At 56.7% G+C, this 19,484-nt stretch carries 22 protein-coding genes; 11 read left to right on the top strand and 11 right to left on the bottom strand.

The window, feature by feature from the left end; all coding sequences use genetic code 11:
• Nucleotides 1-18: 18 nt before the first annotated feature.
• From argF to VN577_02800, 6 genes are all read left to right on the top strand, one after another.
• On the top strand, nt 19-1,026 hold the full coding sequence (gene argF / locus VN577_02825; GenBank protein HWR13733.1) for an ornithine carbamoyltransferase: 1,008 nt from the start codon (nt 19-21) through the stop codon (nt 1,024-1,026).
• The gene (locus VN577_02820) at nt 1,019-2,260 is read left to right on the top strand and encodes an argininosuccinate synthase (GenBank protein HWR13732.1); all 1,242 of its coding nucleotides are present in this window, start codon (nt 1,019-1,021) and stop codon (nt 2,258-2,260) included. Before argF ends, VN577_02820 begins: the two co-directional genes overlap by 8 nt.
• A gap of 2 nt (nt 2,261-2,262) precedes the next feature.
• The gene (argH, locus tag VN577_02815) at nt 2,263-3,660 is read left to right on the top strand and encodes an argininosuccinate lyase (protein HWR13731.1); all 1,398 of its coding nucleotides are present in this window, start codon (nt 2,263-2,265) and stop codon (nt 3,658-3,660) included.
• A complete protein-coding gene (locus tag VN577_02810; protein HWR13730.1) occupies nt 3,647-4,156 on the top strand; it encodes an N-acetyltransferase in 510 nt (169 codons plus the stop codon). The genes argH and VN577_02810 overlap by 14 nt, the downstream gene beginning before the upstream one ends.
• 2 nt (nt 4,157-4,158) lie before the next feature.
• On the top strand, nt 4,159-5,358 hold the full coding sequence (gene argJ, locus VN577_02805; GenBank protein ID HWR13729.1) for a bifunctional glutamate N-acetyltransferase/amino-acid acetyltransferase ArgJ: 1,200 nt from the start codon (nt 4,159-4,161) through the stop codon (nt 5,356-5,358).
• Between the two features lie 93 nt (nt 5,359-5,451).
• On the top strand, nt 5,452-7,113 hold the full coding sequence (locus VN577_02800; protein ID HWR13728.1) for a SpoIIE family protein phosphatase: 1,662 nt from the start codon (nt 5,452-5,454) through the stop codon (nt 7,111-7,113).
• 7 nt (nt 7,114-7,120) lie between these two features.
• Here VN577_02800 and VN577_02795 read toward each other — a convergent pair whose 3' ends face one another.
• Nucleotides 7,121-8,056: a TerC family protein gene (locus VN577_02795; GenBank protein HWR13727.1), complete on the bottom strand. Its 936-nt coding sequence runs from the start codon at nt 8,054-8,056 to the stop codon at nt 7,121-7,123.
• A gap of 95 nt (nt 8,057-8,151) precedes the next feature.
• Here VN577_02795 and nhaR point away from each other — a divergent pair, with 95 nt between their 5' ends.
• Nucleotides 8,152-9,063 carry a transcriptional activator NhaR gene (gene nhaR / locus VN577_02790; protein ID HWR13726.1) on the top strand — a complete coding sequence of 304 codons (912 nt, stop codon included), beginning with the start codon at nt 8,152-8,154 and terminating at the stop codon, nt 9,061-9,063.
• 249 nt (nt 9,064-9,312) lie between these two features.
• On the opposite strand, the gene VN577_02785 is transcribed toward nhaR, so the two are convergent.
• From VN577_02785 to VN577_02765, 5 genes are all read right to left on the bottom strand, one after another.
• The gene (locus VN577_02785; protein ID HWR13725.1) at nt 9,313-9,606 is read right to left on the bottom strand and encodes a hypothetical protein; all 294 of its coding nucleotides are present in this window, start codon (nt 9,604-9,606) and stop codon (nt 9,313-9,315) included.
• The gene (locus VN577_02780; GenBank protein ID HWR13724.1) at nt 9,603-10,091 is read right to left on the bottom strand and encodes an RNase A-like domain-containing protein; all 489 of its coding nucleotides are present in this window, start codon (nt 10,089-10,091) and stop codon (nt 9,603-9,605) included. Before VN577_02780 ends, VN577_02785 begins: the two co-directional genes overlap by 4 nt.
• 9 nt (nt 10,092-10,100) lie before the next feature.
• Nucleotides 10,101-11,516, bottom strand: a complete 1,416-nt coding sequence (locus VN577_02775) for a M48 family metallopeptidase (protein HWR13723.1) — start codon at nt 11,514-11,516, stop codon at nt 10,101-10,103.
• Nucleotides 11,517-11,686: 170 nt separating this feature from the next.
• Nucleotides 11,687-12,415 carry a hypothetical protein gene (locus VN577_02770; GenBank protein HWR13722.1) on the bottom strand — a complete coding sequence of 243 codons (729 nt, stop codon included), beginning with the start codon at nt 12,413-12,415 and terminating at the stop codon, nt 11,687-11,689.
• A gap of 32 nt (nt 12,416-12,447) precedes the next feature.
• Nucleotides 12,448-14,346 (bottom strand): S8 family peptidase, encoded by a 1,899-nt coding sequence (locus tag VN577_02765; protein ID HWR13721.1) that lies wholly within the window; start codon nt 14,344-14,346, stop codon nt 12,448-12,450.
• A gap of 226 nt (nt 14,347-14,572) precedes the next feature.
• Between VN577_02765 and VN577_02760 the strand changes: the two genes are divergently transcribed.
• Nucleotides 14,573-14,995 carry a PaaI family thioesterase gene (locus VN577_02760; protein HWR13720.1) on the top strand — a complete coding sequence of 141 codons (423 nt, stop codon included), beginning with the start codon at nt 14,573-14,575 and terminating at the stop codon, nt 14,993-14,995.
• Nucleotides 14,996-15,000: 5 nt separating this feature from the next.
• Here the strand turns inward: VN577_02760 and VN577_02755 are convergent, their stop codons facing one another.
• Genes VN577_02755 through VN577_02745 form a run of 3 tightly spaced genes read right to left on the bottom strand, consistent with a single transcriptional unit; the run spans nt 15,001 to nt 16,115 of the window.
• A complete protein-coding gene (locus tag VN577_02755; GenBank protein ID HWR13719.1) occupies nt 15,001-15,477 on the bottom strand; it encodes a type II toxin-antitoxin system VapC family toxin in 477 nt (158 codons plus the stop codon).
• On the bottom strand, nt 15,474-15,704 hold the full coding sequence (locus VN577_02750; protein ID HWR13718.1) for a type II toxin-antitoxin system prevent-host-death family antitoxin: 231 nt from the start codon (nt 15,702-15,704) through the stop codon (nt 15,474-15,476). Before VN577_02750 ends, VN577_02755 begins: the two co-directional genes overlap by 4 nt.
• A 36-nt stretch (nt 15,705-15,740) precedes the next feature.
• Nucleotides 15,741-16,115: a rhodanese-like domain-containing protein gene (locus VN577_02745; GenBank protein HWR13717.1), complete on the bottom strand. Its 375-nt coding sequence runs from the start codon at nt 16,113-16,115 to the stop codon at nt 15,741-15,743.
• 139 nt (nt 16,116-16,254) lie between these two features.
• On the opposite strand from VN577_02745, the gene VN577_02740 reads away from it, so the two are divergent.
• The 3 genes from VN577_02740 to VN577_02730 all read left to right on the top strand — a co-directional run bounded on the left by VN577_02740 (nt 16,255) and on the right by VN577_02730 (nt 17,831).
• Nucleotides 16,255-16,986, top strand: a complete 732-nt coding sequence (locus tag VN577_02740) for an SIMPL domain-containing protein (GenBank protein ID HWR13716.1) — start codon at nt 16,255-16,257, stop codon at nt 16,984-16,986.
• A 120-nt stretch (nt 16,987-17,106) separates the two neighbouring features.
• The gene (locus VN577_02735) at nt 17,107-17,307 is read left to right on the top strand and encodes a DUF3079 domain-containing protein (GenBank protein HWR13715.1); all 201 of its coding nucleotides are present in this window, start codon (nt 17,107-17,109) and stop codon (nt 17,305-17,307) included.
• A 44-nt stretch (nt 17,308-17,351) separates the two neighbouring features.
• Nucleotides 17,352-17,831, top strand: a complete 480-nt coding sequence (locus tag VN577_02730) for a nuclear transport factor 2 family protein (protein HWR13714.1) — start codon at nt 17,352-17,354, stop codon at nt 17,829-17,831.
• 102 nt (nt 17,832-17,933) lie between these two features.
• On the opposite strand, the gene VN577_02725 is transcribed toward VN577_02730, so the two are convergent.
• The gene (locus VN577_02725) at nt 17,934-18,428 is read right to left on the bottom strand and encodes a PEP-CTERM sorting domain-containing protein (protein ID HWR13713.1); all 495 of its coding nucleotides are present in this window, start codon (nt 18,426-18,428) and stop codon (nt 17,934-17,936) included.
• 538 nt (nt 18,429-18,966) lie between these two features.
• The gene (locus VN577_02720; GenBank protein ID HWR13712.1) at nt 18,967-19,461 is read right to left on the bottom strand and encodes a hypothetical protein; all 495 of its coding nucleotides are present in this window, start codon (nt 19,459-19,461) and stop codon (nt 18,967-18,969) included.
• Nucleotides 19,462-19,484 lie beyond the last annotated feature (23 nt).

Below are 19,484 nucleotides of genomic sequence, written 5' to 3'. Positions count from 1 at the left end.
CGCAACGGGAGAGTGGGAATGCTGACAAAGACTGCGGTCGCAAAACCGATGACACAAAAGCCGTACAAGAAGCCGATTCCGATTGGCCTGCGGAACCCGGACATGATCGGGATCCAGGACCTGACGACAGAAGAGATCGAAAGCGTTCTTGAACTGACGGCCTTAGTGAAGGCCCGTCCCAAGGACTTCAAGCACGCTCTCGATGGCAAGCAGATTGTGCTGATGTTCGAGAAGCCTTCGCTGCGTACGCGCCTGACGTTTGAAGTTGGTATCCGCAGCCTGGGAGGCAGTTCGCTTTTCGTGGACCAGCGGGGTGAACCGATCGGCAAGCGGGAAAAGCTCTCCGATGTGGCGCACAACCTTGAACGGTGGATGGACGGGATCGTACTGCGGACGTTCGAGCACTCGACGGTTACGGAGATGGCCGAGCACGCGTCGATCCCGGTGATCAATGGGTTGAGCGATCTTGAGCATCCGTGCCAGGCGCTGGCGGACTTCTTCACGCTGAAGGAGAACTTCGGCGACCTGAAGAAGGTGAAGCTCGCATATGTCGGCGATGGCAACAACGTTGCCCATTCACTTCTGCTGACAGGCGCTGCGCTGGGCAGCAAGGTGTCGATTGCGACTCCGGCGAGCTACGAGCCGAATGCAGAGATCGTGGCTAAGGCTTGCGAGTTTGCGCAGAGCACCGGTGCAGAGATCGAGATCACCAGCGACATCGAACAGGCGCTGCAAGGCGCTAATGCCGTGTACACCGACGTGTGGGCGAGTATGGGCCAGGAGCAGGAAGCGACCGAGCGGAAGAAAATCTTCTCGCCGTTCCAGGTGAATTCAGAGCTGATGAAGAAGGCGGCTTCGGGAGCGCTCTTCATGCATTGCCTGCCGGCGCATCGCGGCGATGAAGTGACGGATGAAGTGATCGACTCTCCGGCGTCGGTCGTATTTGATGAGGCGGAAAACCGCCTGCATGTTCAGAAAGCTATCTTGCTTCTCCTCTTGGGGAATCATTGGAGTGCGAATGCCTAACAAAGTTGTTCTTGCTTACAGCGGTGGGTTGGATACGTCGATCATCATTCCATGGTTGATCGAAAACTATGGATGCGAAGTGATCGCGGTGGTCGGTGATGTGGGCCAGGGCGAAGACATGCAGGCGGTTGCCGATAAGGCGCTGAAGACCGGCGCGTCGAAGGTCGTGGTGGAAGATCTGCGGGAGGAATTCCTGCGCGATTACGTCTTCAAGGCCGTGCAGGCGGGTGCGGTGTACGAGCACAAATACCTGCTGGGAACTTCGCTGGCGCGTCCGGTGATTGCGAAGGCGCAGGTGAAAGTTGCGCTGCAGGAAGGTGCAACGGCAGTGGCTCACGGTTGCACCGGAAAGGGCAACGATCAGGTTCGGTTTGAGCATGCGTATCAGGCATTGGCTCCGCATTTGAAGGTGATCGCTCCGTGGCGCGAGTGGGATTTGAAGTCGCGCGAGGACTGCATCGAGTACGCAGAGAGCCGCAACATTCCGATCACGGCGTCGAGAGAGAAGATCCATTCCCGCGACAAGAACCTATGGCACCTGAGCCATGAGGGTGGGGAACTGGAAGATCCGGCAAATGCGCCTCTGGACACGACCTGGCAGATGACGGTGTCTCCGAAGAAAGCTCCCGATGCGGAAGAACAGGTGACCATCGGGTTCGAAGCTGGTGTGCCCGTCAGCGTGAACGGCAAGTGCATGGGGCCGGTGCAACTGGTCGAGATGCTGAACAAGATTGCCGGGCGCAATGGTGTCGGCCGCGTCGATCTGGTGGAGAACCGTTTCGTCGGTATGAAGTCGCGCGGAGCATATGAGACTCCGGGTGGAACGTTGATCCTTGCGGCGCACCGCGATCTGGAAACGCTGTGTCTGGAGCGCGACCTTGAACACTTCAAGGAAGCTGTGGCATTGAAGTACGCGGAACTAGTCTACTTCGGGCTGTGGTTCACGCCGCTGCGCGAGTCGCTGGATGCGTTCGTGGCAAGCACGCAGAAGAACATCACGGGGACGGTGAAGCTGGGCTTGTACAAAGGCAACGTGAATACGCTGTCGAGAAAGTCGCCGTACTCGCTGTATCGTCCGGATATCGCCTCATTTACGATGAACGACAGCTACGACCAGAAAGACGCGGAAGGATTCATCCGTATTCTTGGTTTGCCTGCTCGTTCGCAAGCATGGCTTAAGCAACAGATGGAAGGCGGAGTGCTGAACGAGGCGCTCGTGGGAGACAAGAAGTGAAGATGTGGTCGGGGCGGTTCAAGGAACCGCTCGATCCAGAATTCGATCAATGGCAGCGTTCCTTCGCGTTCGATCGCCGGTTGTTGGGCGAAGAACTCGATGCGAGCGCTGCATGGGCCCGTGGTCTATTCAAGGCAGGCATCCTCACCGAGTCAGAGGTGAAGCAGATCGTCGCCGGTCTGACGCAGATCGGACATCAGTGCGCTGAGAATCCGGCGGTGATGGACCAGGCGGACGCAGAGGACATCCATCATTTTGTTGAGATGAGACTGGCGGCGGTGATCGGCGATGTGGCTTACAAGCTGCACACAGGCCGCAGCCGGAACGAGCAGATTGCGACCGACCTTCGTTTGTATGCGAGGACAAAGATCGACGCAATAGGTGCGTCATTGGCGGGACTGTGTGAAACGCTGATTGCTCGTGCGGAAGAGCTTGGCACCACGGCAATGCCTGCTTATACGCATTTGCAGAAGGCTGAGCCGGTGCTCGCTGCCCATTGGCTGCTGGCGTACGTGAACATGTTCTTCCGCGATGCGGAGCGGTTGCAGGATTGCCGTAAGCGGGTGAATGTGCTTCCGCTGGGGTCGGGTGCAATAGCTGGATCGGGGATCAAGCTGGATCGTGAAGCGATTGCGCGGGACCTGGGTTTCGACGGGATCACGGCGAACAGCATGGATGCGACCAGCGACCGCGACTTTGAACTGGAATTCGTTCAATGTGCGGAGCAGGTGGCTTTGCACCTGAGTCGCTTGGCCGAGGAGATTACGAACTTCTCGGCAAATGAGTTCGGGTACCTCAGCTTGCCGGATTCACTATCGACGGGATCGAGCGCGATGCCGCAGAAAAAGAATCCGGACGCGACTGAATTGCTGCGTGCCAAAGCAGCGAAGCTGGTCGGACTGGCGACGCAAGTGTCGGCGACGATAAAGGGCTTGCCTCTCGCCTACAACAAGGACATGCAGGAACTGCAACTGCCGTTATTCGAGGCGGCAGAGACGGTGGTGGGGTCGGTAGCTGTTGCGACGAAGTTGATGGCGAAGATCGGCTTCCACACAGAGCGCATGCAGCAGGCGGCGACAACCGGCTTCATGAACGCGATGGAAGCGGCGAACTATCTGGTTCGCAAGGGTGTTCCGTTCCGCCGTGCGCATGAGGCGATTGGAAATGCCGTTCGCACGGCGATGGACAAAGGCTGTGAGTTGGACGGCCTGACGATCGAGGAGTTGAAGAAGATACGTCCTGAGTTCGATCAGGATTTCTATACGGCGCTGACGTTGAAGTCGGTGCTCGAGAATCACGATGTTGCCGGAGGCACGGCTCCCGCGCGGGTTCAGCATGCGCTTGCCGTGGCGAAGGAAAAGCTTCATGCACTGCGGGAGGTGGGTTATGCGCACGCGTAAGGCTGTTCTTCCGGATGCTCCGGCGATCTTCAAACTTATTTCACAATACACAGGCGATGGGACACTGCTTCCTCGCTCGTTGCAGGAGATCTGCGAAAACGTGCGTGACTTCACCGTTGTCGAATATCGGGGACGAGTGATCGCTTGCGCGGCGTTGCACATCTACGGAATCGGCTTGGCCGAGGTACGCTCGGTGGCGGTGGACAAGGCTTCGCAGGGTCGGAATGCGGGGCGCCACCTGGTAGAAGGTTTGTTAAGCGAAGCGCAGGTGCACGAAATCGAGCGCGTATTTCTCTTTACGCGCGTGCCGGACTTCTTCGCGAAGCTCGGCTTCCTAACGGTGCCGCACCACACGCTTCCTGAGAAAGTTCACAAAGACTGCCTTAACTGCTCTCGCCGCCACAACTGCGACGAAATCGCAATGGTGCTGGACCAGGAAGGTGTCACCATCGCAATGCCAGCGGAAGCTTCCAATCCACTGCGGGTGTTCCAATAGGAATGGCGGAAATTCAGAACAGCAACATACCGGCCGGGTTTCGCTTCGGCGCGACCACGGCAGGAATCAAGGCGAGCGGAAATCCGGATCTGGGGATGATAGAGGCTCCGGAATATGCTTCCGCGGCGGCGGTTTTCACGACCAACCTTGTCGTGGCGGCGCCGGTGACCATAGGACGCGAGTACCTCAAAGCTTCCAAGGGAGAGATACGCGCGGTGCTCGTGAACGCAGGTAATGCCAACTGCGCCACAGGTAAGCAGGGATTTGCCGCCGCGGAACAAAGCTGCGAAGAGCTCGCGAAAGCACTTGGAACTCAAGCGAAGTCGATCTTTCCGTCGTCGACAGGGGTTATCGGTGTGCCGTTCCCGATAGAGAAACTCCTGGCGGGGATTCCTTCTGTAATGGATTCTGCGGGCAGCTCGGCGGAGCACGCACAGGCTTTCGCCCAGGCGATTATGACGACGGACACAAGGCCGAAGATTGCCACCGCCGAGTTCACGGTGAAGGGCAAGACGGTACGTGTTCTCGGTGTCGCCAAGGGCGCGGGGATGATCCATCCGAACATGGCGACGATGCTGGCGTATGTGGTCACGGATATTGAGGCGTCACCGTCCGAGCTCAACAAACTGTTGAAGCGGACGGCGGACCGCACCTTCAACCGCATTAGCATCGACGGCGACACCTCGACAAACGACACGCTCTGCCTGCTCGCAAGCGGCAAGTCCGGAGTTGCGCTTAAGAACGTACAGAAAGCTTTTGCTGGCGCTTTCGAATCCGTATGCAGTTCTCTGGCCGAGCAGATCGTGACCGATGGCGAAGGCGTGAAGCATGTGGTGCGTCTGAACATCGAGCAGGCGAAGTCCGAAGCTGAAGCCGAACAGATCGCTAAGACGATCGCGCACTCTCCACTGGTGAAAACGGCATGGGCGGGAGCCGACCCGAACTGGGGACGCATCCTGGCCGCAGTTGGCCGCAGCGGAATCCGACTGGATCCATCGAAGGTCAATATTTATTTCGGTTGCATCCAGGTGTGCAGCAAGGGGCAGGCCGCCAGCTTCGACGAGAAGAAAGCGCACGCGTATCTTTCGCAGCCCGCTTTTGAGATCACCGTCAAGTTGGGGCGCGGACGCGAGAGCATCACGTTTCTTACCTGCGATCTCACCACGGAATATGTGCACATCAACGCCGATTACACCACCTAACGCTCTGATTCCAGTTCTGGTTGCATTCATTGCTTGCGCAGTTTAGGCTCTTTTCACTGAAAAGCTTCGTCTGAGGGTGTTAAAGAGGGATCCATGGCATCGGGTGGTTTCGGTCTGACCGGAACAGAAACTTTGATGGGTAGTGCTGCGCCCACCCTGGTATTCATGCAGGGGAACGAGCAGAACAAAATCACGCTCAAGAAGTTTCCGTACACGATCGGCCGGAAGACCGAAAATGACCTGGTCATCTCCGATCCGCGGGTGTCGCGCGAACACGCCCGAATCGTACAAGAGCCAGACGGCTACTACCTTCTTGATCCCGGCAGCAAACATGGGACGTTCGTCAACGGGCAACAGATCCAACGCCAAAAACTGAAGCGGAATGATCGCATCGAATTCGGGGTTCGCGGAGAGGCTTACGCGCTCTTCGATCCCGATGCTGCCAAGCTGGGATCGCCCTCCAGCAATCTACTCAGTCAACTTTCAGTCTGGAAGCCCGCCAGTGCCACATCCGACCTTGAAACCCTCACGCTGTTTCTCGAAGCGGCGCGCAAGCTTAACACCAGCACGGTGCTGGAAGAGGTGCTGGTTACTCTGATCGATGCAACCCTTCGGCTCACTAAGGCGGAACGCGGCTATGTCTTCCTGAGGGAGGAAGACGGCTCGCTGACCCTGGTGGCTGGACGGAACGCAAAGGGAGAACTGCTCGCGGACGACAACACCATCTCCCGGTCGATTCTGCGGGATGCCGTCAGCAACTCCTCGGAATTCCTGCTGACCGATACGGAAGACTTCGCTAAGATGTCCGCCCGCGAGAGCATCGTGGCGCATAACCTGCGCACGGTAATCTGCATCCCGCTGCGGAAGACGCAGATCGGAGCGGAGAAGACCACGGCGTCGGATATACGCGGCGTCTTGTACTTGGACAGCAAGCTCCTATCTGGGAAGCTGTCGGCGGTAAGCCACGACATTCTGCGGGCGATCGCAACCGAAGCCGCATCGCTGGTTGAAAATGCGTTCCTGGTACAGGCCGAAGAAGCAAAGCGACGCTACGAGCAGGAGATGAACATTGCGTCCGGGATTCAGCAGCGCTTGATGCGAGTGACCATCCCAGACGTGCCATTTGCCAATATCGAGGCCCGCAACATCTCGTCGAAGGAGGTCGGGGGCGATTTTTACGACGTGATCCGGACGGAGAATTCGCTGACCGTTGTCGTCACCGATGTAAGCGGTAAAGGTATTTCTGCTGCGCTATTAGCGTCGATTATTCAAGGTTTACTTTACGCTCAGCTCTCGAACGATATCCCGCTTGATCATGTGGTCGACGTCGCCAACCGTTTCCTCTGCGAGAAAGTGGCCGGCGAAAAATACGCAACCATGTTCATTGCCCGGCTTTTTGCCGACGGGAAACTGGAATACGTAAATTGCGGACACGTTGTGCCTCTGGCCGTGCTCGGACCCGACCGCAAAGAGTTAGCCGGAGGAAACCTGCCGATCGGCCTCATCAACGACGTTTCCTATCAGGCAGGCTCGATGCACCTGCAACCTGGAGCCCGACTGATCATGGTGACGGACGGCGTTACTGAGGCGGAAAACGCCGACGGCGACATGTTTGGACCGGAGCGCCTGGCATCCCTGTTCCCGGGGTGCGGCGGCATTGAAGAAGTACTTTCCTCACTTGCCGCATTCTGCGCAGGCACTCCGTTGAATGACGACTGCACGATCGTACAACTCACGTACAGAGGGCCTAGCTAGCCTTTAACTAATGGCCGTCAGCGCGGTTTGCCTCGCCGCGAGTTCTCCAGAGCGATATCAAGATTGAACCGAAGATAAACATTGCCACTACGCCAAGCGACAGGGCGATCGGGATCTTGTACCACTCCGAAAGCAACATTTTGCCTCCGACGAACCCCAGCACCAGCGCAAGTCCAACCTTCAACTCTTTGAACCGGTGCATGACGCCTGCCAGCAGGAAGTAAAGCGAACGCAGGCCAAGCATGGCGAATATGTTCGACGTGAAGACGATGAACGGGTCCTTGGTAACGGCAAAGATCGCAGGAATCGAATCAACCGCAAACACAACGTCGGTCGCCTCCACGGCGATGAGCACGATCATCAGCGGCGTCACCAAATGCTTGCCGTTCCTGACGATCATGAACTTCGAACCGTGGTACTCGCTGGTCGTCGGTAGAAACCGTTGGGCGAACCGGACGATCGGATTCCGCTCCGGGTGGATTTCTTCGGTGCGTCTCAGCATCTTGATGCCGGTGAAAATCAGCAATGCGCCGAAGATGTAGATGATCCAATGGAAGCGCTCAAGCAGGGCAGCGCCGCCAACAATGAAGATGGCTCGCATTACCAGCGCACCCAGGATGCCCCAGAAGAGCACACGGTGCTGGTATTCCCGCGGCACGGCGAAGTAGCCGAAAATCAACAGGAAAACGAAGAGGTTATCGACCGACAGCGCCTTTTCGATGAGATAACCCGTAAGGAACTGAAGACCGGCTTCGCCGCCATACCAGTGCCAAATGCCCGCGTTGAATACCATGGCGAGCGCGATCCAGACGACAGACCACGACAGCGCCTCGCGAAAGCTGGTTACGTGCGCCTTACGATTGAACACTCCGAGGTCGAGGGCCAACATCGCCAACACGAAAACGATGAAGCCGACCCACATCCATAACGAACCTATTCCCAAAGTGTGACTTGCTCCTTCCCCAACTCGCCCATTATCCGGGCGGACCCGCGGCTTCGACTATTAGGAAGTTAGCCAGAAACCATTCGGAAATTCCGATGTATGATTCGATGCATATGGAATGGCTCAACTACCATCATCTCTACTATTTCTGGACGGTCGCCCGGGAAGGCAGTATTGCCAAAGCCAGTAAGGAACTCCGGCTAGCCCAGCCGACCATCAGCGGACAACTTCGAGTACTGGAGAACGTGCTGGGAGAGAAGCTGTTTCAGAAAGCCGGCCGCAACCTGATACTGACTGATGTTGGCCGCATGGCGTATCGGTACGCGGAGGAAATCTTTCGCCTGGGCAGGGAACTGCAAGACACGATCGGTGACCGGCCAACGGGCCGGCCGGTGCGCTTCAACGTCGGGGTGGCCGATGCGGTTCCTAAACTGATCGCCTATCGACTGCTCAAGCCAGCCATGAAGCTCGATCAACCCATCCGGATTGTTTGCCGGGAAGGGAAGCCGGACCGGTTGATTGCGGCCCTTTCGATCCATGAACTGGACCTGGTGATCTCCGATGCTCCGCTCCCGCCCACGGTGAATGTGCGCGCGTTCAGCCATCTCCTGGGGGAGTCCGGCATAACATTCTTTGCGCCGCCGAAGTTGGTGGGCAAGGGGCGCTTTCCGAAATCGCTCGACGGGATTCCGTTCTTTGGGCCGGCAGAGAACACGACGTTGCGGCGCAACCTTGACCAGTGGTTCCAGACGATGAATCTGCACCCAGCGATCATCGGGGAATTCGAAGACAGCGCGCTGATGACGGCCTTCGGACAGTCGGGAGAGGGCGCTTTCGTTGCGCCGACTGTCATCGAAAAGGAGATCGAGCGTCAGTTCGGAGTCAAACGAATTGGGCGTGTACCCGAGGTGAAAGAGAGCTTCTACGCTATATCCGTGGAACGCAGGCTGAAACATCCTGCGGTACTGGCGATTTCAGCTTCGGCGCGAGCGGAGTTATTCAAATAAAAAGGCCCGGTCTTGAGGGTGACCGGGCCGAATCGGTGACCGTTTCTGGATCGAAGGAAAGGTGGGTCGGTCACCAACAACTGTGGTGCGCTCAGCCTTGGGGCGAAACGGCCTGCGCTCCTGTCCTGAAACATTTGTAAAGGACGAGCCGTGATTCGACAAATAGGAAGTTTCGAACCAATACTTCGAAAAAGACGATGGTATAAAAAGGGTGAGGCGCTGGGGGGAATGAAGTCGCGTGTGTTGTGATCAGTGCCGGAACACTTTGAGGATCTGAAAGAACTCTTCGGTGGAACTTAGAACGACTGCTGCTCCCATCTCTGCAAGCGTGCGATTCACGGTGTCTAGGTCCCAGGGCTTAGCAGCTCGCTCCATCTTTGAAGCTTCTCTGGAAAGCTGACGCCTTTCCTCGTCTCCGAGATCCGCGAAGTAGACTGAAGCGGCTTTGAGCGGTGACCCATATTCCGGGACGACATCCTGATGCAGATATCCGCGGGCGAAGTCGCGCAGGACAGGGAAGCGGTCTTTGGCGTCTTTGCTCATGGACGACAATCCGGGTAACTCGTCAAAACGAAGTAATCGTCTCCGTAAGCCCGCAACACGACTAAAGCACGTTCGCAAGGCACAGAACCCTGCGCTCGACGATACATGACGCGGCCAATGGGGTCATCGCCCGCGGTGTAGTCGAGAACGAGGTTGGGACGACGGGATCCGCGAGCCCGCCAGCGTTCAATTTTCCCTGAGTTCTCGGAGAGTGTTGAGCCGATTACATGCTCTGCGGTATCGCGATCTACATAGGTAGAGGCTGCCGAGATGTTGGGCTCTTTACGTAACCGTGCTCGAAGCTGCTCGTCAGTTTTGCCGACGTGACGTGCAAGGGTGTGGCCGCCCCGGTTTTCGTCAATTGAAAGATCGCGCCGGACGTCTTTCTGACTGACTCGAACGCTTTTGCCGGCCGACTGCTCCGTGCGGCAAGCGACCACACCTGCCAGACAGAGCAACAGCACGAACACGAATCGAAAACGCACACGGATAGGCTACCGCATTCTGAAGCTGCGTAACATCTCTTCGTATGCGGGGCTCAGGTCCTGGAACTGGGCCTGTGGCGCAATGAAGATCATGTAGTAGTAGGTTCCGTCACCGCGTGGGACAGTCACGAGCATGTCGCGCTCGGCAAGTGTCTGGCCCTGTGAAGTCACCGGCGAAGGACTGACCATGTCGACAGCGATACCTTCAGTCCCACCGACCTGGACACCTTGCGGCCTACGCGCGACCTGAAGCTGCGGGTTAGCCTGCTGCATCTGTTGCACCAATTCGCTGGTAGCCCGTTCGATACCCGCCTGCGGATCGCTGCCACGGAATCCGCTGATGATCACACCATAGGCTACGGCGTTTTGCGAGACACCAGCTTCCGGCGCAATGGTAATCGGTGAATTAGCGTCTCCGAAGACCTTCCAGTTGGAGGGATAGCCAATCTGGAACGCATTGTGATTGAGGGTTTGAAACTGGTCGCTGGGCATGATCGCCTGCGGATCCAGGCTTCCCATCTGCGGCTGCTGAGCCTGCTGACGTTGGGCGATCTCCTCGGCGGTGAGCGGCTTCATCTTCATTGCCGTGCTCTTGGCACGCTCAAATTGTGGAGTGTCGTTCCGGTATTTCTTCCTTGGGTATTTTTCGATCGCCTGCCGAACGTTGACGACGCGATTGCCGGGATTCGGATGGTCGCTCAGGAACTGCGGCACGCCCGCTCCTCCTTCTTTCTCGAGCTTGGAGAAGAATTCGACCATGTCGTAGGGGTTGTAGCCACTGTCGTAGAGAATCTGCGATCCCAGCAGATCGGCTTCGGTTTCGGCATCGCGCGAATATTTCAGGAAGATCGACTGTGCGCCGAACGACAAACCCAGACGTGCCAGTTGTCCGCCGACGCCCTGAGGCAATACACCTCCAAGGATCGCAAGGGGAAGTTGGGCCATCTGCTGTTTGCTCGCTTGCTGCGTTCCGTGGCGAAGCACGACGTGCGAGATCTCGTGCGCGATCACGCCTGCTAACTGGCCCTCGTCGTCGGCTTCGCGAATGGTTCCCACGTTGATGAAAATCGGTCCGCCGGGAAGCGCAAACGCGTTGATCTCCTTCTGGTTCACCACGTGGAATGAAAACGGCCACTTCACCTCACCCGGCGCCTTTGCTGCCAGAGATTGTCCAAGCTGCTGAACATATCGAGTGAGTGGATCGTTTTCGGGCAGCACGGGCAACTGCTTAGCTGCCTCCTGAGCTGCCTGTTGTCCGAGCTGGATTTCCTGCTCAGGAGAGAAGGCGTTATAGCCGCCACCCTGAAGCTGGAAGCGCCCGGTGGGTTGCTGCACGATGTTCTTGGTGGCGCATCCCACTCCGATTGCGAGAAGGACGGTCAGGATCGCAACTCGCACACGTTGAACCGGAAACGAAACCCGCATTGAATTCCTCCGAACTGAACCTAAGGACGGACACTTAGTCCTTCGTCATACGATGCGCGAAGATGTAACAGGGGTGGGAAGAAGCAATACGGGACATTTCGAATCACTTCCGGAGAAAAAAGGGGGCCGGGCGATCTTGCCCGGCCTGGAGAGAGATGCTTGCCGACCAGTTAGTCGGCTGCCGCAGAGGAGCTATGACGCTGCGGCACAACTTCGAGCTTTCGTGCCTGCGCGAAGTAGCGCCGGTACGAAGCGAAAACTACAACCATCACCGGGAAGATCGCGAGCGGGATCTGCCAGCCGACAAAGGGCTCGGCAGTGGCCGCAATCGAGACAACCCCGGCGCTAAGGACAAAGAATGGGAACGTCAGCAGCGCGATTTCTTTCCAGGTGGCAAACACATTCACGTCTTCGGCGAGGCCCATAACGATGGCCACCGGAGCCGTATTGGCGAAGAAGAAGGTGAAGCCAGCCAGAACCAGGATCAGCGACTTCTCCGGCATAGTGCCGAATGTTGCCGCCTGCCGGGCCACGATGTGAGCAAATCCGACCGCATTCACGATCAGAGAAATGTTGAAGATGAACTGAACGGCCGACATGCGCTTTCCACCCTTGGGCAGGCACTGCACCAAGGTGGAAACCAGCGCGACGATCAGGGCCTCAGCCAGGCTGAGTTCCAAGGCCGCGAGCAGCATGAAGGGCACGTTCACCGACATGTTTCCATTCAAACCGGGCAGGGAAACCTTCATCCGCGAGGCTGCCATCGAGACCAGCACGAAGCAGCCAAAGCGAACCAGATCCGAGGATTCCCAACGCATCATGCTGCTGCCCAAAAAGGCAAGCGCGCAGAGTGCCACCAGGCCGACGAACATCTTTGCGGATTGTGGTGTGCGTTTCATGGTTATCTCTCTCGCTTGTTCCTGCTTCCTGTCTACTGGCAGACAACCGCTCCGGTTTCGCCGATCGTGCAGTCGCCACCTTGGCCTTCACTGAAGGCGATGCTGGCTGCGTCACGGCTGCCCCAGACCACGCTGTCTCCCCAAAGAACACTGAAACCTGCGGTGTTGCTGTTACCCCATACCACACTGTCGCCCCAGAGGACGGAATCTCCCCAAAGGACCGAGTCGCCCCACAGCACTGAGTCACCCCAGAGAACGGAGTCGCCCCAGAGGACCGATTCTCCCCACAGCACTGAGCCGCCCCAAAGGACGGATTTATCCAATACCTGCGAAGTCCAATTGGAAGTATCGAGGGTCACCTTTCCGGTGAGTGAGTCATAAACCGCGCGTGGAGAAAGCGCCACGCCGGAGGAAATATCCGTATTGTTAAGAGCTGCCGCGATGTTCAGATAGCCGGCGCCGTATGTGAAGACGTCGTACTGGGTCTCGAAGGTCTGGCCGAGGCTGTTTACTCCCGTGCTGTACATCGGCAGCGTCTTCTTCGCGGTCTTCATCAACCGCGCCTTCACCATGTCCGGTGTCAGCGACGGGTTCTTCTGCAGCATCATGGCAACGGCGCCTGAGACCACTGGGGTCGCCATGCTGGTGCCGCTTAGCTTGATGTACTTCGCTCCGTCCGCCGAGCAACCCAGGCATGTGACCCATGCGGTGGGGTTGTCGTTGGACAGCTTGCTGTTGGCGGTACGCAGCGACACGACTTTATTGCCGGGAGCGACGATGTCTGGCTTCACGATGTGATCGACCATCGTGGGGCCCTTGGAACTGTAGGTAGCAATCTTGTCGTCGCCGGTGGTGAAGGTGGACTGCGTGTCGATGGCGCCGACGGTGATCACGTAGGGGTCGTTGCCGGGCGAGCCGATCATGCCGTAGCCGTTGGTGCCGTAGGTGTTGTCGCGGCCGTTGTTGCCGGCTGCTACCACTACGACGATGCCAGCCTGCCAGGCCTTCTCAACCGCAAGGCACAGCGGATCCAGCGCGAAGCTCTCGTACACCTTGCGGCCCAACGAAAGGTTCATCACGCGGATGTTGTAGAGGTTCTTCAGTGCGATCGCACGATCGATGGCCGCAATCACCGCCGAGTCGGAGCCAGCTCCGTTTCCATCCAGAACGCGCAGATTGATGATGTTCGCGTCCCTCGCCACGCCGTCGAACTGGTACGTATAACCGTAGCGTGAGCTGAAGCCGTTTCCTGCGGCCGTGCCGGCCACGTGACTGCCGTGACCGTAGGCGTCGTAGGTGCTCGCATCGCCAGGCACGAAGCTTTCGCTGTATACGATTCTCGACTGGTTTGAAGGACCGATATTCAGATCGCGATGAGGCGTAACGCCACTGTCGATGATCGCGATACCGACGCCGCTTCCGTCATAACCGTACGACCATGCGAGGTCGGCCGCCACGGCGTAGGTGGTGGAGTCCATGTTCATGGTGACGGCTCGATTGAGCGTCACGTAGCGCACGTCCTTGTCCTCAGCGAGGTTGTCGACTTCCTTCAAAGGCAGTGTGACGTGCATGCCCTTGATGCTGCCGAATTCGCGCTTGACCCGGCCATGACGTTTCCTGACTTCGTCGCGGTCGTTCCTGCGTACGTTCCTTTTGTACTGGACGATCACGTCGACGGTCTGGCCTTTGTCGCCAGTAAGGATCATCTGGTAGAGCTCCGGCGATACTTTCTTTTCCCACTTTTTTGCCGAAGCGCTTACGCAGAACATCAGCACCAATCCGAAGCAGAGCACGAACTGCGCGGCTCGTTTCGCATTGGAGCGTTTGCGGGAAGCTTGGTTCTCGCCATTGCGTTTATCCGCCGGCGAGGGACCCGTCTTCGCGCCGCCCCATGTCGCGCTATGTTTGACCTGCCCAACCCCTGTCAGCATCTGTTTCTCCTGCCTGCTGTGCTCAAAAACCTGCCCGCCGTCGGAGTACGCACAGCAACGGTGACCTTCTTAATGCAGGAGAGTGTCCAAACTCGTTTGACTGTAAGTTGCTGAAAAGATTGGGTGTGCCTGTCGAAGGAATGGGCGCATTGGGCCAGACTGTCCTACTCGCCCATGGATGGGACATTTTGTCCTATTCACGAGTGCTAAATTGGGAATGATGCCAATGCTCGACTCCGCAGCCGCCGAAGCCGTCCGACAGAAGTTCCACACCATTCCAATCTCCAGCAGCCTGGAGATGACCATTCAGTCGCTGGGCGCGGGCGAAGCGACCATTTCCATGCCGAACCGTACCAACCTCCACGGCATCTACGATTCTCTCCACGGCGGCCTCCTCATGACCCTGGCCGATACCACGGCCTGTGTCGCCGTGCTGACTATGACCGGTCCGGATGCGGTGATGACCACGACCGACATGAACATCCGCTTCCTGGCACCGTGCCTGACGGAGGTTACGGCGGAAGCCAAGATCATAAAATTCGGACGCACGCTGGTGCCGATCAACGTCACGATGCGCGACAGAAATGGAAGGGAAGTGGCAGTTGCTCAGGTGACTTATATGCGGCTGGAGAAGATGCCGAGCAGGTAGCGCGACTAGGTAGCCCGTTTACTGGGCTTCTTCCGCTTGGCAGCATCGTCTCCGCTTTCGCCTGGCCAGTACCGATTGAGATTCGGACTGAGCGTATCGAATACTTTGTCCGCACTGACGAGCGTCATGAAACTTGGCACAAGCGACTGAGCGGCCAGCATTCGGTCAAACGGGTCCTTGTGCTCGCCTCCTAAAAAGGGAGCAAGGAGGATTGCTTCAGTTGTGATGGGCAAGGTGAGGAAGCCCTGTACGCCACATTCGTTGACGATCTTCCTCACGTCTTCTTCGGTTTCGATAGGACGCCCTTTAAGCAGGAAAGCAGAACCACGTTTCGGCAGGCGCGCCTTGATGCCGATTTCCCAGAACGATACATCAGATACGTACACCTGTGGTTCATCCAAAATGATTGTCTTGACCGCATCAGGAAGTCGCGGGTCGCCGTTCAGAAACCAGACAAGCACATGAGTATCGAGAAGAATCACTCGATGCCCCAATCCTTCAGTTCCTCATCCGATAAGGGAGCGAAGAACGAGTCCTCCACCACCAACTTGCCCTTCATTGTCCCGACCTTGCGCTGAACCTTCTTATCGATGGGGACGATCTTCGCAATCGGCTCATTGCCACGAGCAATGACGACCTCTTTGCGTTGCTCAGTAACCTCCCGGAGGATCTTTGACAAGTTCGTCTTGGTTTGGTGCACTGTATACATGGAGATATTATCTTAGCTAGACTTAGCTAAGTCAATCTACTTCTCGAGTTTGTAGCCCTTTTCCCGCCACTCGCGGATGCCGCCGTCCATGGAGATCACGTTGGTATAGCCCATCTTCTGGAGGTTGTCGGCGGCAAGCGCAGAACGGAAGCCGCCTCCGCAATAGAGGACCATCGGCGTAGCCGTATCAGGAATAGCCTTCTCGATATCGCGTTCGATCACGCCTTTGCCAAGGTGAACCGCGCCGGGCAGATGGTCGGCCGCCCACTCGTTGTCCTCGCGGACATCCACCAGTACGAACTTCTCGCCAGCTTCCAGCTTCTTCTTCACATCGTCCACGGTGCACTCGCGCACTCGTTTCTTCGCGTCGTCCACAATCGCCAGAAATTTCGGCGGATGATTATGCGCCATCGGGCAGTCCTCCCTAAGAATTGGTCAGCAGGGAATTGTACTGGAGCGGCGCACGTGGCGGAAAACGGTGTGAACCCGGCACTTTACGCCAGCGGACCAGTGGTGTACAACAGCGCCATCCTGGGTCGAAAGGGAACTCATGCGTTACTTAAAGCTGGCTATACTCCTTGTTGTCGCATCAGCAATCAATCTCTCCGCCCAAGAAGTTCAGGTTAGCCGTGCCAATAAAACCATCACCGTCACCGCCGACGCTTCCGCCACAGCCGAACCGGACATGGCCACCGTCACGTTCGCTTTCGAGAACTACGGTGCCACCAGCAAGGAGGCGTACGAGAACAATATTCGTGCATCGGAACGTGTGCTCAAGGCCATGCTCGATAGTGGCATCCCAAAGGAAGCAATTGAGACAGAAAACATCCTCGTGCGCCGTATTGAGGAAGACGACAAAGAGAAATGGACTCAGGAGCAACGGAAAACTCAAGTCTTTGAAGCGGAGCAGTCATGGAAAGTTAAGTTACCGGCTTCGGAGGCACAAAAACTCGTGGACTTGGTGATGAAGTCGGGCGCGAATCGGATTAAGGACGTCGACTGGGAGCTTTCTGATCACGCAGCACTCCAGGCTGAGGCAGGCGCTGCCGCGTTGGCTAAAGCCCGCCGGATTGCCGATCAGATGGCGAAGGGTCTGGGAACTAAGCTCGGAGAGCTCGTATACGCGAATAATAGGGCTCCCGATGTGCTTCGGTATGCAGGACGAAACTTCAGCCTGAATACCGCGGCCGTCTCGAGCGCTGTAGTAGTTCCCATGCTTCAACTTTTCCCCGTGAAGATCAAGGAAACGGCCACCGTGCACGCGGTCTTCGCGGTTGAGTAGACATCGGGTATTTATTGAACTCACGTGTGACTTTTGACACATCCATACCCGCCAAACAGGCCTACAGTAGGTACATATCGAGAGGTAAGGACCACCTTCGCTTAAAGCGATACTTGAAGTATGGCCAAGATTCCGTTACATCCTAAGAACCCTGAACGCATCTGCTGGGGATGCGATCTGTACTGCCCGGCCGATTCGCTCCGCTGCGGCAATGGCACTATTCGAACTCAGCACCCAATCGAACTCTTTGGCGAAGATTGGGCTGAGTGGGAGCAGGAACGCCCGAAAAGCGACTTCGTGATCCTCCAGGACGCAAAATAACCGGCTTCGACCCGCTATACTTGCGTGCCCACAGGAGATCAACCGTGAAACGACGCGAGGTTCTGAAGGGATCCGCAGCGATTGTGCTTGGGGCTGCCGTGGTTCCACTGGCCAATGCCGCAGACCAGACCGAAGCCATCAAGCAGGTCATTCGGAGCGCGTACGACGCGTTCAGCGATCTCGACAAGCAGAAGTACCGGACGATGCTGACCGACGACTATCTGCTGCTGGAGGACGGTGCATTGCTCGATATCGACGGCGATATCGCGTTGATGCCGTCCGCGGACATCGAGTACAAGCGGACGGACGAGTTCGACTTCCGGACCGTCAAGATTCATGGTGACACAGCCTACGCCGTTTACTTCCTGAAATCAGACTCGACCGAGAAAAAGAATGGCTCGCGTAGCCGGAAATACCTGGAAAGTGCGATCCTGCGCCGGTCGGGGAACACCTGGAAGCTCGCCTTGCTGCATTCGACGAAGGTCAAAAGCGCAGCACTTCGGCCGGTGTCAGAAGTCGAGTAAATTGGCGCCGTCCGCGATGAAGTCTGACGTCTTTCGCACGGTGTGACGCAGACAGAAAGAGCCGCCACTGGGGCGGCTCTTTTTTAAGCACATGCTCAATTCTTAGCTAAGAAGTTTGCGCCGGATCGTTCCAGCGAATCCAAGAACACCACTTCCAAGCAACACGATCGTGGACGGCTCTGGCACGGAGTTGGGTGCATCCGAGAAGTTCAGCGCAAACCCTTGGACATCAGTTGTACTACCGAGCGGCGCAAAACAATTCGTACCAGTGCAAGAAATGAGGTTGCCATCTGCAATATGCTGGTCCCCATCCGCGGCAACACTTCCAGCACTAGTCAAAAGGAGAAAGACGTACTGTTGCCCGGCCGTCAACTGCTCCCCGATATCGATCGTAAGACCAGACGATACGGGTCCATTCAGCGATTCTTCAAACAGCGGCGCGCCGACCAAGGTATTGCCCGCGAACGCGTAAAGGGAAAACGTGTACGGTGCGCTGATGGTCCCACCTGACAAACTACCGGTGTAGACGCTCTGAAGGTAATTGCTAGAATTGGGTGCCACAAAGGTCTGCCCCAACCCAGACGTTGCGTGGGCCACTCCACTCGAAGCGAACAAAACAAGAAGAGTGAACACAATACTGCACAAAACCCCAGTCTTACGTGCCATTTGCCATCCTTGTAGAAGAGTGTGGGATGGATGCAGCATTCAGGAGTCCACTCTGGAGACTCGAATTAGCTTCATGAAATGTTGAACTTGACCTAAACGAAGGGGGGCGCTTAAGGCTGGGCCTGCTGCAAGAACTTGCATACTTTTTCAGACAATTTACTCATGGCGCGCGCATCGAAACAAATCCCAAGATCGCACCTCCGACATGTGAGAAGAACGGCGAGGAGTAAACTCGCTGGCCACAGTACCAGCCAAGCGTCTTTACGCATGATCGCCTGTGCAATGGCCGAACCTGTCGAGAGTGCACCGTCAGCAACTTCGAGCAGGTGCCAGGCAACTCTGTCGGAAGCCAAAATTGTTGTCAGGAAACGACCGGACGGCACTGAGAAAGAATGACAGTCAAGAACCAGAATTCATGTCAGGAACCGACGAATAGCCATAAATGCTGTCTGCTGCCGACTGGTCAGACTCACGATCGGTCCGCATAAGACGCGCACTCGATCTCGACGGCTGGAGCGCGCAAATCCTTGACAGGAATCGTATAGCGTGACCCTTGTTCAATTTGCTTAATGGCTGATACGAGATGCTCCTGTGTCCAAATCCCACCTAACGGAGAATTAGTGAAGTCAACGCCTTTCTTGGATCTCACGAACGTCCCGTTGTTCTGAATGTTGAAAACCTGCCGTCTTTGGCGCCGCTCAAGGAACAGGGTAAAGATCATGCCGTTCGAGCGGTCAGGGCCTGTGTAGTTGACGACGTAGAGCATCTTCTGACCAGGGTAAGATTTCGTGTCAAGCACGAAGCCGAAATCTAGAGCTTTAGCTTTGGGAAGAGCGGCAAAGTCTTTCGTAAGGAGGCACTGTGCAGCGTGAACCAACAGGGTGGGTGGTTTTGCTTGTTGTTGCGCGTATGAGAAAGGCGCCAGTAATCCAATCAGCAGGGTCGTAGAAAAGAGTAATTTCACGGCATCACTCTACGCCGAATCAA

This window comes from Terriglobales bacterium, assembly GCA_035561515.1.
Classification (GTDB): domain Bacteria; phylum Acidobacteriota; class Terriglobia; order Terriglobales; family Acidobacteriaceae; genus DATMXP01.
This window is presented reverse-complemented; position numbering and strand designations above follow the sequence as displayed.

Excerpts from the sequence above, each read along its gene's own strand:
- VN577_02760 (HWR13720.1), top strand. The coding sequence starts at position 14,573 with ATGCTCGACTCCGCAGCCGCCGAAGCCGTCCGACAGAAGTTCCACACC.
- VN577_02745 (HWR13717.1), bottom strand. The coding sequence starts at position 16,115 with ATGGCGCATAATCATCCGCCGAAATTTCTGGCGATTGTGGACGACGCG.
- argF (HWR13733.1), top strand. The coding sequence starts at position 19 with ATGCTGACAAAGACTGCGGTCGCAAAACCGATGACACAAAAGCCGTAC.
- nhaR (HWR13726.1), top strand. The coding sequence starts at position 8,152 with ATGTATGATTCGATGCATATGGAATGGCTCAACTACCATCATCTCTAC.
- VN577_02820 (HWR13732.1), top strand. The coding sequence starts at position 1,019 with ATGCCTAACAAAGTTGTTCTTGCTTACAGCGGTGGGTTGGATACGTCG.
- VN577_02785 (HWR13725.1), bottom strand. The coding sequence starts at position 9,606 with ATGAGCAAAGACGCCAAAGACCGCTTCCCTGTCCTGCGCGACTTCGCC.
- VN577_02765 (HWR13721.1), bottom strand. The coding sequence starts at position 14,346 with ATGCTGACAGGGGTTGGGCAGGTCAAACATAGCGCGACATGGGGCGGC.
- VN577_02775 (HWR13723.1), bottom strand. The coding sequence starts at position 11,516 with ATGCGGGTTTCGTTTCCGGTTCAACGTGTGCGAGTTGCGATCCTGACC.
- VN577_02770 (HWR13722.1), bottom strand. The coding sequence starts at position 12,415 with ATGAAACGCACACCACAATCCGCAAAGATGTTCGTCGGCCTGGTGGCA.
- argJ (HWR13729.1), top strand. The coding sequence starts at position 4,159 with ATGGCGGAAATTCAGAACAGCAACATACCGGCCGGGTTTCGCTTCGGC.
- VN577_02810 (HWR13730.1), top strand. The coding sequence starts at position 3,647 with ATGCGCACGCGTAAGGCTGTTCTTCCGGATGCTCCGGCGATCTTCAAA.
- VN577_02740 (HWR13716.1), top strand. The coding sequence starts at position 16,255 with ATGCGTTACTTAAAGCTGGCTATACTCCTTGTTGTCGCATCAGCAATC.
- argH (HWR13731.1), top strand. The coding sequence starts at position 2,263 with ATGTGGTCGGGGCGGTTCAAGGAACCGCTCGATCCAGAATTCGATCAA.
- VN577_02750 (HWR13718.1), bottom strand. The coding sequence starts at position 15,704 with ATGTATACAGTGCACCAAACCAAGACGAACTTGTCAAAGATCCTCCGG.
- VN577_02800 (HWR13728.1), top strand. The coding sequence starts at position 5,452 with ATGGCATCGGGTGGTTTCGGTCTGACCGGAACAGAAACTTTGATGGGT.
- VN577_02735 (HWR13715.1), top strand. The coding sequence starts at position 17,107 with ATGGCCAAGATTCCGTTACATCCTAAGAACCCTGAACGCATCTGCTGG.